At 61.1% G+C, this 13937-nt stretch carries 12 protein-coding genes; 8 read left to right on the top strand and 4 right to left on the bottom strand.

Features of this window, described 5'->3' with window-relative positions:
* Positions 1-30: 30 nt before the first annotated feature.
* From GOB82_RS04060 to GOB82_RS04040, 5 genes are all read left to right on the top strand, one after another.
* A complete protein-coding gene (locus GOB82_RS04060) occupies positions 31-813 on the top strand; it encodes a succinate dehydrogenase iron-sulfur subunit (protein WP_166120026.1) in 783 nt (260 codons plus the stop codon).
* 388 nt (positions 814-1201) lie between these two features.
* Entirely contained in the window at positions 1202-2581 is a 1380-nt protein-coding gene (locus GOB82_RS04055) for a hypothetical protein (RefSeq protein ID WP_166120023.1), read from the top strand.
* 61 nt (positions 2582-2642) lie between these two features.
* Positions 2643-3170 (top strand): GNAT family N-acetyltransferase, encoded by a 528-nt coding sequence (locus tag GOB82_RS04050; RefSeq protein WP_166120021.1) that lies wholly within the window; start codon positions 2643-2645, stop codon positions 3168-3170.
* A 185-nt stretch (positions 3171-3355) separates the two neighbouring features.
* The gene (locus GOB82_RS04045) at positions 3356-4018 is read left to right on the top strand and encodes a fused DSP-PTPase phosphatase/NAD kinase-like protein (RefSeq protein WP_166120018.1); all 663 of its coding nucleotides are present in this window, start codon (positions 3356-3358) and stop codon (positions 4016-4018) included.
* A gap of 4 nt (positions 4019-4022) precedes the next feature.
* Positions 4023-4943: a DMT family transporter gene (locus GOB82_RS04040; protein WP_166120015.1), complete on the top strand. Its 921-nt coding sequence runs from the start codon at positions 4023-4025 to the stop codon at positions 4941-4943.
* An 85-nt stretch (positions 4944-5028) separates the two neighbouring features.
* On the opposite strand, the gene GOB82_RS04035 is transcribed toward GOB82_RS04040, so the two are convergent.
* The 3 genes from GOB82_RS04035 to GOB82_RS04025 are packed head-to-tail and all read right to left on the bottom strand — an operon-like array spanning position 5029 to position 9300.
* On the bottom strand, positions 5029-6252 hold the full coding sequence (locus GOB82_RS04035; RefSeq protein WP_166120013.1) for a phosphoglycerate kinase: 1224 nt from the start codon (positions 6250-6252) through the stop codon (positions 5029-5031).
* The gene (gap, locus tag GOB82_RS04030) at positions 6252-7274 is read right to left on the bottom strand and encodes a type I glyceraldehyde-3-phosphate dehydrogenase (RefSeq protein ID WP_166120010.1); all 1023 of its coding nucleotides are present in this window, start codon (positions 7272-7274) and stop codon (positions 6252-6254) included. Before gap ends, GOB82_RS04035 begins: the two co-directional genes overlap by 1 nt.
* A 46-nt stretch (positions 7275-7320) precedes the next feature.
* Positions 7321-9300, bottom strand: a complete 1980-nt coding sequence (locus GOB82_RS04025) for a transketolase-like TK C-terminal-containing protein (RefSeq protein ID WP_166120007.1) — start codon at positions 9298-9300, stop codon at positions 7321-7323.
* A gap of 4 nt (positions 9301-9304) precedes the next feature.
* On the opposite strand from GOB82_RS04025, the gene GOB82_RS04020 reads away from it, so the two are divergent.
* Both GOB82_RS04020 and hemA read left to right on the top strand, forming a co-directional pair.
* Positions 9305-10042 (top strand): hypothetical protein, encoded by a 738-nt coding sequence (locus GOB82_RS04020; protein ID WP_265794226.1) that lies wholly within the window; start codon positions 9305-9307, stop codon positions 10040-10042.
* A gap of 92 nt (positions 10043-10134) precedes the next feature.
* Positions 10135-11400 (top strand): 5-aminolevulinate synthase, encoded by a 1266-nt coding sequence (gene hemA / locus GOB82_RS04015; protein WP_166120005.1) that lies wholly within the window; start codon positions 10135-10137, stop codon positions 11398-11400.
* Between the two features lie 48 nt (positions 11401-11448).
* Here the strand turns inward: hemA and GOB82_RS04010 are convergent, their stop codons facing one another.
* A complete protein-coding gene (locus GOB82_RS04010) occupies positions 11449-12225 on the bottom strand; it encodes a DsbA family protein (protein WP_166120002.1) in 777 nt (258 codons plus the stop codon).
* A 217-nt stretch (positions 12226-12442) separates the two neighbouring features.
* Between GOB82_RS04010 and GOB82_RS04005 the strand changes: the two genes are divergently transcribed.
* Entirely contained in the window at positions 12443-13810 is a 1368-nt protein-coding gene (locus tag GOB82_RS04005) for a gamma-glutamyltransferase (RefSeq protein WP_242007185.1), read from the top strand.
* Positions 13811-13937 lie beyond the last annotated feature (127 nt).

Genomic DNA, 13937 nt, shown 5'->3' with positions numbered 1-13937 from the left:
GGGAAGAACGGGCGAAGAAGGGAGGCGAACATGGTCGAACTCAGACTGCCGCGCAACAGCGAGATCGGGGTAGGAAAAACCTACCCCGCGCCAGCCGGGGCCAAAAATGTCAAGACATTCCGGATTTATCGCTGGACGCCGGATGATGATAAAAATCCGGTGGTGGATTCCTATGAACTGGATCTGGATACCATCGGGCCGATGGTGCTGGACGCCATTATCCATATCAAGAACGAGGTAGATCCCACCCTGACATTCCGCAGGTCCTGCCGTGAAGGGATCTGCGGTTCCTGCGCCATGAATATTGATGGGGAAAACACGCTTGCGTGCTTAAAGCCCATCAAGGACATCAAGGGGGATGTGCGCATCTATCCGCTGCCGCACATGCCGGTTGTCAAGGATCTGGTGCCCAATCTTGAAGGGGCCTATGCGCAGTTGCGCTCCATCAGCCCGTGGATGCAGGCAGACACCGCACCGCCGCCGGATGCCGAACGCAGGCAGAGCATTGAAGAACGCGCCAAGCTTGATGGCATGTGGGAATGTATCCTGTGCTTCTGCTGCACAACATCCTGCCCGTCTTACTGGTGGAATGGGGACCGGTATCTCGGCCCTGCCGTCCTTCTGGCCGCATATCGCTGGATTGCCGACAGTCGTGATGAGCATACAGGGGACCGGCTGGATGAGTTGGAGGATACCTTCAAGCTCTATGCCTGCCGTACCATCATGAACTGCACGCAGACCTGCCCGAAAGGGCTGAATCCGGCCAAGGCGATTGGCCGCATCAAAGAGCTGCAGATTGAGCGCAAAGCCTGAGGAACCGCAGGGCTTCTGAGGGATGAGGTATTAAGGCTGGCCGGGGTTTTTACGGCCAGTCCTGAAAAAACTGGGAAACCTGATGCGTTGTGACAGACGCATCAGGTTTTTTTATGCGCTCTCATGCGGGTCAAGAGAATAAGAATGGTGACTGGTAAAGGCGGGATGGTATAGAGACTATACAAATGCTTTCATGCCGGAGAGAGTATTATTTCTTTCTTGATATGAATTCACGTATTGTATAGAGAATTCAGGAGTGCCTGTGCAGGAGAATAAGGCGGAAAAGTTTTTTTCAATGTGCCTGCCGTGGACGCGTTCTTTCTTATCCTCGCGCTTTGTACACTATGGCTTTATAGGGCTCATACTTCTTTATGTCCTCAGCTATTGCGTGATTCCGTTTTCGGATGGAGATCCGGCCTATTACGTGATTCTGGGGCGCGGGCTGCTCCGGGAGCATAGTCTGCCCTACAGCTATGCCTTTGATCACAAGCCCTTTGGGGTTTACCTGTTCTACGGGGTATGGGACCGACTTTTTCCCGTTTATCCGGGAAAATTCACGGTTCTGTCTCTTCTGCTGTGCGGGGCGTTCTGCATGCTCTGCCGTGCCTTCGGCCGCTTCAACCGCGTTCATGCCTTTGCAGGTCTGGTGGTCTTTGGGGCCGTTTTCAATGTTCTGGCCGGGAATACCGAGCTTGTTCTCGTCACCGGCGAGGCCTTGATTCTGGCACTGATGCTCAGGGGTGTGGAAACAGGAAAAACCCTTCTGTTTTTTCTCGCGGGGTTTTGCGCCGCCCTGGTTATCAATGTGAATTATCTGGCGGTGGTCTGCCTGCTGGCCCCTGCGGCTTTGCTGCTTTTCTCCCCCGGCTGGTTCAGGGTTTCCCGGGTTCTGCTGGCCTTTCTTGGGCTGTGCAGCGGGCTTGGGGTTTTGTTCTCCCCTTATCTGATTGCCGGGCATGGGGCCTTGCAGGCCTATTTCTCCATGCAGAGAAGCTTTTTGCACCAGTATAGCGGAACGCTCTCACAGCGTTTGCTCTGCGCGTTCTGGATGGTGTTTTACCTGCTGCTGATGGTGCCTGTTCTTGTCGGGTGGGTCAGACGGTTTCCTGTTCGTTTGCGGCAGCGTGACGGGCGCAGAAATCTGATTCTGCCTGCATGGTGTGTCTCGTCCTTTCCGGCCACTTTGATATCCGGGCATCCGTATGAGCATTATTTCATACTGTGCTTTGCGCCAGCGGTGATCATGCTGGCTATTTTGCTGCGTGACGGCGCCTCGCCTTCTTGTCTGGCCATGTTGCCGTTATGTGTGACCACCCTGTTTTTCATAGGCGTGAGGCTGCACGACAACATCAATGTCGCGTCCTATACGCGGCGTGTGGACTATGCAGGGATAGCCCGGATGGTAGGGCGTGCGCGTGTTCTGGATATCAGAACCTATCACGCTGTCTTTTACCTGTCTGATCTAAAGCCTTTTGACGTCTACCTGTTTGCAAACCATATCGATATCCTCTTCAGGGAGAATGCCTGGAAGCGGTATATGCAGGACCTTCAGCAGAACCCGCCGTATGTGGTGACACCCTATGTGGGCTGTGAGACGCATCAGGTGGAAGCTCCGGTCTGCCAGTGGCTGCAGGAGCACTATACCCTGGTTTATGCCGCCAATGTCCGGCACAGACACAGGAACAAACCAAACAAGTTTTCTCTGGCTCTCTATAAACTTCGGGAACCAACAGAAACGGGGGTACAGGTGTCTCCCCCCGGGATGTAAGGTCGGAATGGAGAGCGTGGCCTGTTTGCTTTTCAGGTCGCTCCTCCTGCATAAAAGGCGGATGCTTCACCTGCGCGATGCCTGCCCCGCTGATATTCCCCGCATTACGGCGATTTATAATCATGCCGTAGAGCACACAACAGCCATCTGGAACGAGACCGTGGTGGATGAGGCCAATCGTCTCGCATGGGTGCGGGAGCGTCAGCAGGCCGGGAATCCGGTTCTGGTGGCGGTTACGGCAGCAGGAGACGTTGCCGGTTACGCCTCGTTCGGCCCGTGGCGTGTATGGGATGGATACCGGCATACGGTGGAACATTGCGTGTATGTGCACCCGGAGGCGCACCGGCAGGGCATTGGTCTGGCGCTGATGCGGGCTCTGATTGCGCGGGCGCGGGCGGAGGGTAAGCATGTGATGGTTGCTGGAATTGATGCCGGCAATACAGCGTCCGCCGCCCTGCACAGGCAGCTCGGCTTTGAAGAAACCGGGGCGATGAAAGAGGTGGGCACCAAATTTGGCCAGTGGCTGGATCTGGTGTTTTTCTGCCTCACACTTGATACGCGGCCCACGCCTGACAGGGATGCTGAGTAATATCCTGATTGGTCTCCTGATTTGCCAGTACCCCTGCCCTGAGCCCCTCGGCCCGACGCGCAGGCTGATGCTCCTGCAGACGCTCTCAGGCGCGCTGCGGCTGAAAAGCGGCGGTTGAAAAGATTGACGCTGGTGGCCCAAGAATGAGACACCAGTTCTTCATGAAGAACGGAGCAGTGTAGTTCGTGTTTGACGGCCATCTTTCCTCCCTTGCCGGTCGTACGCGGGCATGGACAGACAGTTTGTTTGTGGACCACGCTATTTTCCGGCTGGTCTGGACAAATTTTCATGCGGTGGTGCCGGGCAAGGTGTACCGCTGCAACCACCCCACACCTGCGCGCCTGAAATGGGCCATGCGGCGGTTCGGGCTCAAAACCCTTGTCAATCTGCGCGGGCATCGCCAATGCGGGTCGGACGCGCTCTCCCGCAATGCGGCGGCGCGGCTCGGGCTTGCGCATGTTGATATGGCGTTTGAAAGCCGGGGGGCTCCGCACCGTGACCGGATTTTGCGTTTTGCCGGGCTGTATCAGCAGATTGCGTTTCCCATGCTCATGCATTGCAAATCCGGGGCGGACCGGGCAGGGCTGGCGTCTGGTCTGGTAATCCTGTTTGAGGGGGGCACTGCGGAGCAGGCCCTGAAGGAACTATCCTGGCGTTACGGGCATTTCCGGCAGTCCCGCACAGGCATTCTGGATGCGTTTTTCCTGCGGTTTCAGGCCGATGCCGAAGGGCGCCTTCCTTTTCTGGACTGGGTGCGCGATGAGTATGATGAAGCCGCCCTCAAGCGCGACTTTGTAGCAGGCAAACTTGCTTCTTTCATGACTGATCAGGTTTTGCGAAGAGAGTAACGTAATGGATGCACGGCCTGCTCCGGCCCCGCCGGTTTGTTCTTCCACCGCATCCGCCCCTCATCTGCCGGTTTTTGCAGCGGTTTTGGCAATCCTGTCCTGGGCCAGTGCCTACCCAGTTGTGAAAATGGCCCTGCATGTGCTTCCCCCCATACCGCTTGCCGCGGCCCGGTACGCGCTGGCGGCGATCATTGTGCTGGTGTGGTGTGTCTACACCCGGCCCATGCTGCCACGTATGCGGGATCTGCCGCGTTTTATCGTGTGCGGGGCTGTCGGGATTGCCCTTTATAATATCCTGTTCAATGTGGGTGAGCAGACGGTCTCTGCCGGAGCGGCGGGGCTGCTCATCAGCTTTTCACCATTGATTGCAGCCATTATTGCGGTTGTGGCCATGGGAGAGCGCTTGTCCGTGTGGGGCTGGGTTGGCTCACTGGTCAGTTTCTGTGGCGTTGTGCTGGTGGCGCAGGGGCAGCCGGGCGGGCTGACATTCGGTTCAGGCGCTGCGGATGTTCTGGCTGCGGCGTTTGCGGCGGCTGTCTATAACTCCGTTCAGAAAAAACTTGTTGTTGTATATGGGGCTTTGACAACAACGGCTTATGTTCTGATGGTCGGGGCTGTTTTGCTTACACCCTGGCTCGGGCAGGCCGTGCAGGATTTGCGGGCCGGTCCGGTTTCAGGATGGGGTCTGGTGGCGCAACTGGCGGTGTTTCCAGCCATTCTGGGGTATGGGGCGTGGGCCTATGTTGTGGGCAGGATTGGCGTTGCCCGGTCTTCCGGCCTTCTCTACCTGCTCTCCCCCACGACCTTGCTTCTGGCGTTTCTGATCACAGCGGAAATTCCCAGCCTGCTGACTCTGGTGGGGGGTGCGATTATTATCGCAGGTGTGGGGCTGATGAACACACGCGGGCGTGTCAGGCAGAGATAGTGTGGTGATACAAAAAACGCCGGAGGCCTGAGGGCCCCGGCGCAATTTTGCAATCAGACAAATGTCCTGAAACCCGCAGGGGTTTTCAGACCGGAATTGTCCGCTCCAGTGTGGTGCTGATGGCTGTCAGGCCCGGCAGGACCTTGCCTTCCAGCCATTCCAGAAACGCACCGCCTGCTGTGGAGACATAGGTCATGTCGTGCAGCACACCGGCGTGACGCAGGGCGGCAACGGTGTCCCCCCCTCCGGCAATGGTTTTCAGGGCACCGGCCTTTGTCAGGCGGGCGGCTTCCTGCGCGACGGCATTGGTGCCTTCATCAAACGGCGGCAGCTCGAACACACCCAGAGGGCCGTTCCAGACCAGCGTTTTCAGCCCCGCCAGCTTGCCTTTCAGCAACTTGACGGTTTCCGGCCCGACATCCAGCGCCATCCAGCCATCGGGAATTTCAGTTACGGGTGCGACCAGCGTGGGCGCTCCGGCCATGAAATCTTCTGCAAGCACAACATCAACCGGCAGAACCAGATCACAGTTTTTTTCCTGTGCCTTGGCCATGATCTGCCGGGCGGTGTCCAGCATGTCCTCTTCCTTGAGCGACTTGCCAACATTCAGCCCTTTGGCAGCCAGGAAGGTGTTGGCCATGGCCCCGCCCACAATCAGAACATCAACGCGTTCCAGCATGTTTTCCAGAAGGGCGAGTTTGGTGGAGACTTTGGCTCCCCCAACAATCGCGCCTACAGGGTGGGTGGGGTTTTCAAGTGCTGCATCCAGCGCGGAGAGTTCCGCTTCCATCAGCCGGCCGGCATAGGACGGCAGATGCTGCGCCACACCGGCGGTGGAGGCATGGGCCCGGTGCGCTGCGGAGAACGCATCGTTCACGTATACATCGCCCAGTTTTGCAAGATCGGCAGCCAGATCCGGTGCGTTGGTTTCCTCACCGGGGTAGAAGCGGGTGTTTTCCAGCAGCAGCACTTCCCCGTCTTTCAGGGCGACTGCGGCGGCTTCCGCCTGCGGGCCAATGCAGTCATGCGCGAAGCTGACAGGCTGCCCCAGCGCCATGGCAAGAGCCTGCGCCATGGGCTCCAGGGACATGCCGGGCACAACCTTGCCCTTGGGCCGGTCAAAATGGCTGAGCACGATCACGCGCCCGCCCTTGTCCGCCAGTTCCCGGATGGTGGGCACAATACGCTCGATACGCGTCAGATCCGTAATCTTCCCATCCTGCATGGGAACATTGAGATCCGCCCGGAGCAGGATACGCTTGCCCTTCGGGTCAAGCTTATCCAGCGTGTTGAAGGGAAGAATGGCCATCAGAGTGCTCCGAACAGAGCCGCTGTGTCAGACATGCGGTTGGAGAAGCCCCATTCATTGTCATACCAGGCGCAGATGCGCACCAGCTTGCCACCATCGACCAGAGTGGTCTGGGTTGCATCAAAGGTGGAAGAGGCCAGCGCGTGGTTGAAGTCAGAGCTGACCAGCGGCGCGTCGGAATAGTCCAGAATGCCTTTCAGTGGGCCTGCGGAGGCCGCGGCCTTGAGGGCATTGTTCACGTCTTCCACGGAAGCAGGGACTTTTTTCGGGATGAAATCGAGCGAGACGAGGGAGACGTTGGCTGTCGGCACGCGAATGGCGGTGCCATCCAGCTTGCCTTTAAGCTGCGGCAGAACCAGACCCACAGCGCGGGCGGCACCCGTGGAGGTCGGGATCATGTTCAGAGCGGCGGCGCGAGCGCGGCGCAGGTCTGAATGCAGGGTATCCACCGTGCGCTGGTCACCCGTGTAGGAATGGATAGTTACCATGTAACCGCATTCAATGCCGAACGTGTTTTCCAGCACCTGAGCGACCGGAGCCAGACAGTTGGTGGTGCAGGAGGCGTTGGAGATCACCGTCATGTCCGGTGTCAGCACGTTCTGGTTCACGCCATAAACGATGGTGGCATCCACATCCGTGGCCGGTGCGGAGATAATGACCTTGCGTGCGCCGGCAGCCAGCAGCGGGGCGGCTTTTTCCTTGGAGGTGAACAGGCCCGTGCATTCCATGGCCACATCCACGCCCTGGAAAGGCACCTTGGAGGGGTCACGCTCCGCGGAAACGATAATCGGGTCCCATGTGCGGCCATGCGCGGTGATGATGAGCTTGTTGCCATCCACCTTCACTTCAGCCGGGAGGCGACCGTGGACACTGTCATAGCTCAGCAGGTGGGCGTTGGCCGCAACGCTGCCCAGATCGTTAATGGCGACAGGAACAACGTCCGTCCGCCCGCTTTCAATAATACCGCGCAGGACAAGCCGGCCAATACGTCCGAACCCGTTGATTGCAATCTTGACTGCCATGTTTTTTAAACTCCGGTTATTTTATTATTTTCTATGGTCTTGTCGTTCACGGTCCCCGAACGCGGGTTCGGGGCTGGTCCGGCGCGGACAGGGATACCTCCCGTGCTGCGCCTGAGGCAAGAAGATGCGTATGCACCGTCTCACAGATCGCCTCGGCAGTAATGCCGAAGCGTTCATACAAAGCGTTGGCCGGGGCGGACGTACCGAAATCATCCATGCCAACAAAAACTCCTTCTTCGCCAAGCCAGCGTTCCCAGCCAAAGCCGGACGCGGCTTCAATCCCAACGCGCAGGCCGGATACGCCCAGCACTGTCTTCCTGTACCGTGCGGGCTGTTCGGCAAACAGCTCCCAGCAGGGGATGGAAACAACGGCGGCCCGAATATTCTGTCGGGCCAGATGGTGCGACGCTTTCAGCGCAATGGCAACCTCCGGCCCGGAGGCAATCAGGGTGACCTGCGGGGCCTCTTCCTGCTTCACGAGATATCCCCCCCGGGCGGGGGAACCGAAGGCTGGTGGGGGCAGTGCGCCGTGCTGGTTTTCATAGGGGCACAGAAGCAGCATGGCCGGGCCACCCTGCCAGGCCAGGGCGGCCTCCCAGCAGGCGAGGGTTTCATGCGTGTCACACGGGCGGAAAACAGCCAGATGCGGCATGGCGCGCAGGCTGGCAAGCTGCTCCACAGGCTGCCAGCCGCCGCCGCCATCCCCCAGCGCCAGCCCATCTCCTGTCAGCAGATAGAGCACCTTGCGGCGCATCAGGGCGGACATGCGCAGGGCGGAGCGCATGCGGTCCACTGTCATCACGCTGGCTGCACAGCAGGGCAGCAGGCCTCCATGCAAGGCAATACCATTCAGCATGCCTGCCATGCCATGATCCTGTATGCCGCAGGACTGCTCGCCAGAGAGAACCCCGGAAAGAATACCGGCAGGCGCAACCGCGGGACCAGCGGGGGCGGAGTCTGCCGCATCCGGCAGCGCAGCCGGAGTGGAGCGGTCAAGCCTGTAGGCGGAAGAAGCCGTGAGACACACCAGTTCCGGCAGGATTTCCGAAAGAGCGCGTAGCCCCGCAAGACCTGCATCCTGTGTGGACCGGGTGGCCGAAGCCCGCAGATGCCCACGCCAGGCCCGGTTCCAGTCTTCCTCAAACAGGGCGGGGCGCTCGGCCAGAACTTCCCGCTCGAAGGTGGCGCGCAGGCGGTGGCGGGCAAACCTGCGGAGCCAGGAGCGCCGTGTGGCCGCACCACGCCGTGCGGTGGGGCTCCATGGGCCGGTCAGTTCTTCTTCCGGCGGCAGAGAGGGGCCGGGCAGCACGTCTTCATCCGTGCTGGCGGGCAGGCAGGCAATCAGCGTGGGTTTGCGGGCGCGGAGGGTTGCGGCCAGAGCCGAGCTGATGGCCGTGGCACTGCCTGCATCCACCTTGCGCACGGTCCAGCCGGAGGCACCGAAGCGGGCGAGCGAATCGGCGAAATCTCCCGCATCCGGCTCTGCCGGAGGGGTAACGAGAACGGCCAGCCGGTCCAGCCCGAAGCGCCCGGCCAGTTGGGCGGCTTCTAGCGCCACGCCGGTTGCCAGATCCGTGTCCTGTGCCAGCACCCACGTGCGGTGATTGACCAGAGAGCGGCCAAAGCGGCGCGCCAGAGTCTGTTCCGCAAAAGCCATGCCAACGGCGGCGGCCACCCCCTGCCCGGCTGGGCCCGGGGCCACTTCCACCGCGGGGTGGAGGCCATATTCCAGCGGCAGGTCGGCATCCGCGCCGGAGCCGGTCAGGCGCAGCATGGCGCGCAGCAGGGGCTGCATGGTGGTGGAGGGCACGACAAACCGGTCCCGGTCCGGCCAGTTGGGCGTGCTGGGGTCAAACCGCAGGACACGGCACCACAGGGCTGTAACCGGCAGGCACATCCTGTTCAGCAGCGTGCGGGCGTGCGGAGGAAGAGATTCGGCATTGAGCAGCAGCCGTGCGGCGCGGCTCATTCTGGCCACGGCACTCTGCTGGGCGGAGAGAAGTGTTTCCGAAGGGGCTTCTGCCATTCGCGTGCCTTACGTGACGGCCCAGTCCTCACGACAGGTCTTCATCATCGTGCTTCTGCTCAATAAAGGCGGGCGTGGGCCGGAGCAAGGGGGTGTCCGGAGGAGGCAGGCCGCAGGCGTGGGCGGTTTCAGGGGGCGGAAACTGTGGTTTTATGGCCAGCGCGTATGGCTTTACCTTGCGTCTGCCGCCAAGGAGCGCGAAAGAGAACGGGAAGAGTTGTGTCATCCTGTCTGCACCGGAGATCTGCCCGTCATGCTGTCTGTTTCCCGTTTTACAGAAAGGGGGCCGTTCTTTCGGGCCATGCCCGTGGCGGGTTTTGCCCTGTGCCTGAGCGTGTGCCTGAGCGGATGCAAGCTGGTGGACCAGAAGACATTCAACGCACAGGCGGGCAAGCCCCCTGTGCCCTATATTCCCCCGGCCCCGCCGGGACCGCCGCCCGTGCCGCCGCTGGTTGAACTGGTGGCAGGCACCCCCTCCGCCGAGTGGACCGCGCCGGTGGGCCAGGTGGTGCACAAGGCGCTGGCCCGCAAGCCGGATATTCTGTTTGTCGTGAAGTGTCTGGTGCCGCCGGGTGCCGACCCCGCGACAGACCAGCAGGCGCTTGTGCAGCTTGTGCAGGGGGATGGTCAGGCTGTGACACAGGCCATCATCAAGGCCGGGGCTTCTCCCGCGCAGGTGGAAATGGCCGCTATGCCGGATTCGACCGTGACGAAGTCTGTTGTCCGGGTGTATGTGAAATAATTCTGACAGGTTACTGTAAAGACCGGCCAGACGGCCGACGGGCCCCGTGCCGAGCCCCGACCGTTTCTGACGACGCGAGGAGAGGTACAAGCGTGGCATCGATCAAAAACGCCCGGCATCCGTTTTATGAACACTGTCATACGGCCCTGAATGAGATCAGGCAGCAGGGGCGCTACCGGACATTCACCCCACTGGCCCGCCTTGCAGACCGCTTTCCCCTTTATGAGGAAGAGGGTCCGGCCCTGCCGGAAGGGCGGGAAGTCGTCGTCTGGTCCACAAATGATTATCTGGGCATGGGCGTGGTGCCCGAAGTGCAGGAGGCCGCCATTGCGGCGATCCGTGAACACGGAGTGGGTGCCGGGGGCACGCGCAACATTGCCGGCACCAGCCCGCTGCATACGGCGCTGGAGGCGGAACTTGCCGCCCTGCATGGTAAAGAGGCCGGGCTTCTGTTTGTGTCCGGCTATGTGTCCAATCAGGCCAGCCTTCAGGCCATCCTGACCTCCATGCCCGGCTGGATCTGCTTTTCAGACCAGTTGAACCATGCCTCCATGATTGCGGGCATCAAGGGCGCACGCGGCGCGCAGACGGTTATTTTCGCCCATAATGATCTGGCGGACCTTGAAGCGAAGCTGGCCGCGGCCCCGGCGGAGGCACCCAAGCTGATCGCGTTTGAAAGCGTGTATTCCATGGATGGCGATGTGTCCGACATCGCCGGGATTTGCGCACTGGCCCGCAAATACAATGCCCTGACCTATCTGGATGAAGTGCATGCTGTTGGCCTGTACGGAGAGGAAGGCGGCGGGATTGCCCAGCGCGATGGCGTGGCCGATGAGGTGGATATTATTGAAGGCACGCTGGCCAAGGGCTTTGGTGTGCATGGGGGCTACATCACGGCGTCCGCCGGGATTGTGGATTTCCTGCGCTCTACTGCGTCCGGCTTCATTTTCACCACGTCTCTGCCCCCGTCCGTGGTCGGCGCGGCGCTGGTCAGTGTGCGCAAGGTGCGCGCGGAAGGCTGGCGGCGGGAGAAAATGTTCGAGCGTGTGAACGCCTTCCGCGCACGGTTGCGGGCGGCAGGCGTTCCGTTCACCATGACGCCCAGCCATATCGTGCCGGTTCCGATTGGCGATGCGGAACTGTGCAAGCGTATCTGCCGCCGTTTGCTGGTGGAATACGGGCAGTATGCCACCCCCATCAATTACCCGACCGTGCCGCAGGGCACGGAGCGCCTGCGGTTGACACCGGGGCCGTTCCATACGGATGAGATGATGGATGAGATGGTGCAGGCGCTGGCGCACCTGCTGCGGCAGGAAGGCGTGATGCCTCCTGCCCGCCAGACCGAGAACGCCGCCTGAAAACGGCGTCCGGCCTTCCTCCCGGTTTCCCGGGGAAGGCCAAAGCCCTTAGCGGGCCTTGCGGAGCCGGTCGAGAGCGGCTTTCAGGTCAGCTTCAGACGCGGCACCGGGGATAATTTCCCGGTCTCCGATAATGAAGGTTGGCGTGCCTTCCAGATCAATGGACTTGGCCAACTCAATATTCTTGCTCAGGGCAGCGGTTACAGTCGGGCTTTTCATGTCTTTCAGTAGGCGGTCCGCATCCAGCCCGACACTCTGGGCAATGCGGCGAATCCGGTCCAGAGAAGGGGTGGCGGAATCGGTCATCAGGGCTTTCTGAAAGCGGAAATAGCCGTCCTGAAGCCCTGCCGCCATAATAGCCTGCGCATCAATCAGGCTGTTTGGCCCCAGCACCGGGATCACTTTTTCAACCAGCCTCAGGTTCGGTTCAGAACTGATCAGGTGCTCCACATCGCCCAGCACCTTGCGGCAATACTGGCATCGGGGGTCATAAAACTCCACCACGTCCAGCGTACCGTTCTTGTTGCCCAGCACGATGTCGGTCGTGCTTCCGCCGAACTGTGCCCGGTTGCGGCGCACGGTTTCCAGAGCGGAGGAGGCTTTTCTGGCGGAGGCCTGAGCCTGAAGGGAGGCCACGGCGTCGGACAGGATGGTGGGGTCTGTCTTCAGCGCATTGCGCATGATTTCCACAATTTCAGCCCGTTGCGCGGGGGTGAAGCTCCCCTCCGCCGCATGAGCGGAAACCGCCCCGCCACAGAGCAGGAAGAGGCTGGCGGCTCCAGTCAGAGCGGCGCGCCTGAAAGAAAAGGTTATCAGCTTTTTCATGGTGCCTTTATGTCTAAAGCAGAACTGTTGTGATGGAAATGGCGTGTGCGTGTTGCTGCCTGCCCGGAACGGCGGTAATTCAGGAAGATCAGATGCCCGGTTCGCGGGCAGAGCAGAGAAGTGGAGACATCCAGGCGTGCCCGAGCGTTTCACGAAGACCCGTTCAGCCCGGCTTGCGCCGTTGTTTTCTGGTCCTGCCCGGATGGCGGGTCTGCTTATGACCTGTTCTCTTGCCGCCTGCGGTGGCAAGGGGCCGGAGCAGCCTGTTCACCCCGTTGTTACAGGCTTTGTGGGTGAGGTTGTGGCGGATGAACCGCAGGCCGCTCTGGTGGCGCGGGATGTGCTGGCTCAGGGCGGGAACGCGGCGGATGCCGCAGCCGCGCTGGGGATGGCCCTTTCCGTAACCCTTCCTTCCCGCGCGTCCCTCGGGGCTGGCGGGGCCTGTCTGGCATGGCGGCCCGGCGATGCGCAGGGTCAGGCCTTTCTCTTCCTGCCGCATGCGGGGCAGGCCGATGCGCAGGCGGACCGCCCGGCGGCTGTCCCCATGCTGGCGCGTGGCCTCTATATGATGCAGCTGCGCTACGGCAGCGTTGATTTTGCCGATGTGATTGTCCCCGCCCGTAATCTGGCGATGGATGGCGTGCCGGTGGGCGGCCTTCTGGCGTCCGATCTGGCGGCTGTGCAGGCCCCGCTTCTGGCGGATGAGAAAACACGCAGCATTTTCAGCAACGGCAGCGGCCGTGTGCTGGCCGCGAACGATCTGATGGTGCAGACCCGTCTGGCCGGTGCGCTGGAGCGGATGCGCATTGCCGGTGTGGGGGATCTGTATACGGGTGCGCTGGCGCAAAGCTTCACGCAGGCGGCTCAGGCGGCAGGCGGCGGGCTGACAACGGCAGACATGCGCGGCAGCCTGGCTTCAGCGGAACAGCCGCTCACCCTCCGGTCCGATGGGGTGGATATCAGCTTCCTGCCCCCGCCGGCTGATGGCGGTCTGGGCACGGCGGCGGCGTATCTCTCCATGGATGGCCACGGGCATGCCAGCGTGCGGGGCGAAAGTGTTGTTGCCGGCTGGCGCGCCCGCCAGACAGGTAAGAACGCCGCCATGAGCGGTGCGGACGCTCAAGCCCTGCTGGAGTCCGGCCATATGCCATCCGGCTCCGCTCTGCCTCCTCTGCCTGCCTCCACCTCCTTTGTGGTGACCGACCGGGAGGGTGAGACAGTCAGCTGCGGGCTGACCATGAACAACCTGTTTGGAACCGGGCGTGTGGCTGGCTCTACCGGCATTATGCTGGGGGCTTCTCCGGTGCGCCGCCCTCTGCCCCTGCTGACGGCAGCTATTGCGCATCAGGGCGCGGCGCGGTTCCGTGCCGCTGCCACGGCATCCGGGCAGAATGTGGCGGCGGATACGGCGGCAGTGGCCCTGCGCGCGGCTGTGGCCGGGCAGCGGCCGGAGGTTACGGACGGTGCGGGGCGCGCCAATTTCGTGTCCTGCCTGGCAGGGCTGCCGGGGGATTCCGGGCAGTGCTTCGGCTGGACAGACCCGCGCGGGTCCGGCCTTGCGGTTTCTTCCAGCCACACCAAATAAAATTCCGCTCTCGGCATGGCGGGAGGCAAGGCGGCTTCGGGCCGCCTGTTTCCGGCTTGCATTGTTCTTCTTTTGTTCCTAAAAGAACAAACAGAGATCGATTTCTTAACGCACATTGGCGTGTTGG

This window comes from Acetobacter farinalis (assembly GCF_011516935.1).
Taxonomy (GTDB): domain Bacteria; phylum Pseudomonadota; class Alphaproteobacteria; order Acetobacterales; family Acetobacteraceae; genus Acetobacter; species Acetobacter farinalis.
Note: the sequence above shows the minus strand (reverse complement) of the source record. Positions and strands in the feature narration are given on the sequence as shown.

What these genes read in the sequence shown, in the direction of transcription:
- GOB82_RS04060 (WP_166120026.1), top strand. Translation starts at nt 31, where the DNA reads ATGGTCGAACTCAGACTGCCGCGCAACAGCGAGATCGGGGTAGGAAAA.
- GOB82_RS04050 (WP_166120021.1), top strand. Translation starts at nt 2,643, where the DNA reads ATGCTTCACCTGCGCGATGCCTGCCCCGCTGATATTCCCCGCATTACG.
- GOB82_RS04040 (WP_166120015.1), top strand. Translation starts at nt 4,023, where the DNA reads ATGGATGCACGGCCTGCTCCGGCCCCGCCGGTTTGTTCTTCCACCGCA.
- GOB82_RS04035 (WP_166120013.1), bottom strand. Translation starts at nt 6,252, where the DNA reads ATGGCCATTCTTCCCTTCAACACGCTGGATAAGCTTGACCCGAAGGGC.
- gap (WP_166120010.1), bottom strand. Translation starts at nt 7,274, where the DNA reads ATGGCAGTCAAGATTGCAATCAACGGGTTCGGACGTATTGGCCGGCTT.
- GOB82_RS04025 (WP_166120007.1), bottom strand. Translation starts at nt 9,300, where the DNA reads ATGGCAGAAGCCCCTTCGGAAACACTTCTCTCCGCCCAGCAGAGTGCC.
- GOB82_RS04010 (WP_166120002.1), bottom strand. Translation starts at nt 12,225, where the DNA reads ATGAAAAAGCTGATAACCTTTTCTTTCAGGCGCGCCGCTCTGACTGGA.
- GOB82_RS04005 (WP_242007185.1), top strand. Translation starts at nt 12,443, where the DNA reads ATGACCTGTTCTCTTGCCGCCTGCGGTGGCAAGGGGCCGGAGCAGCCT.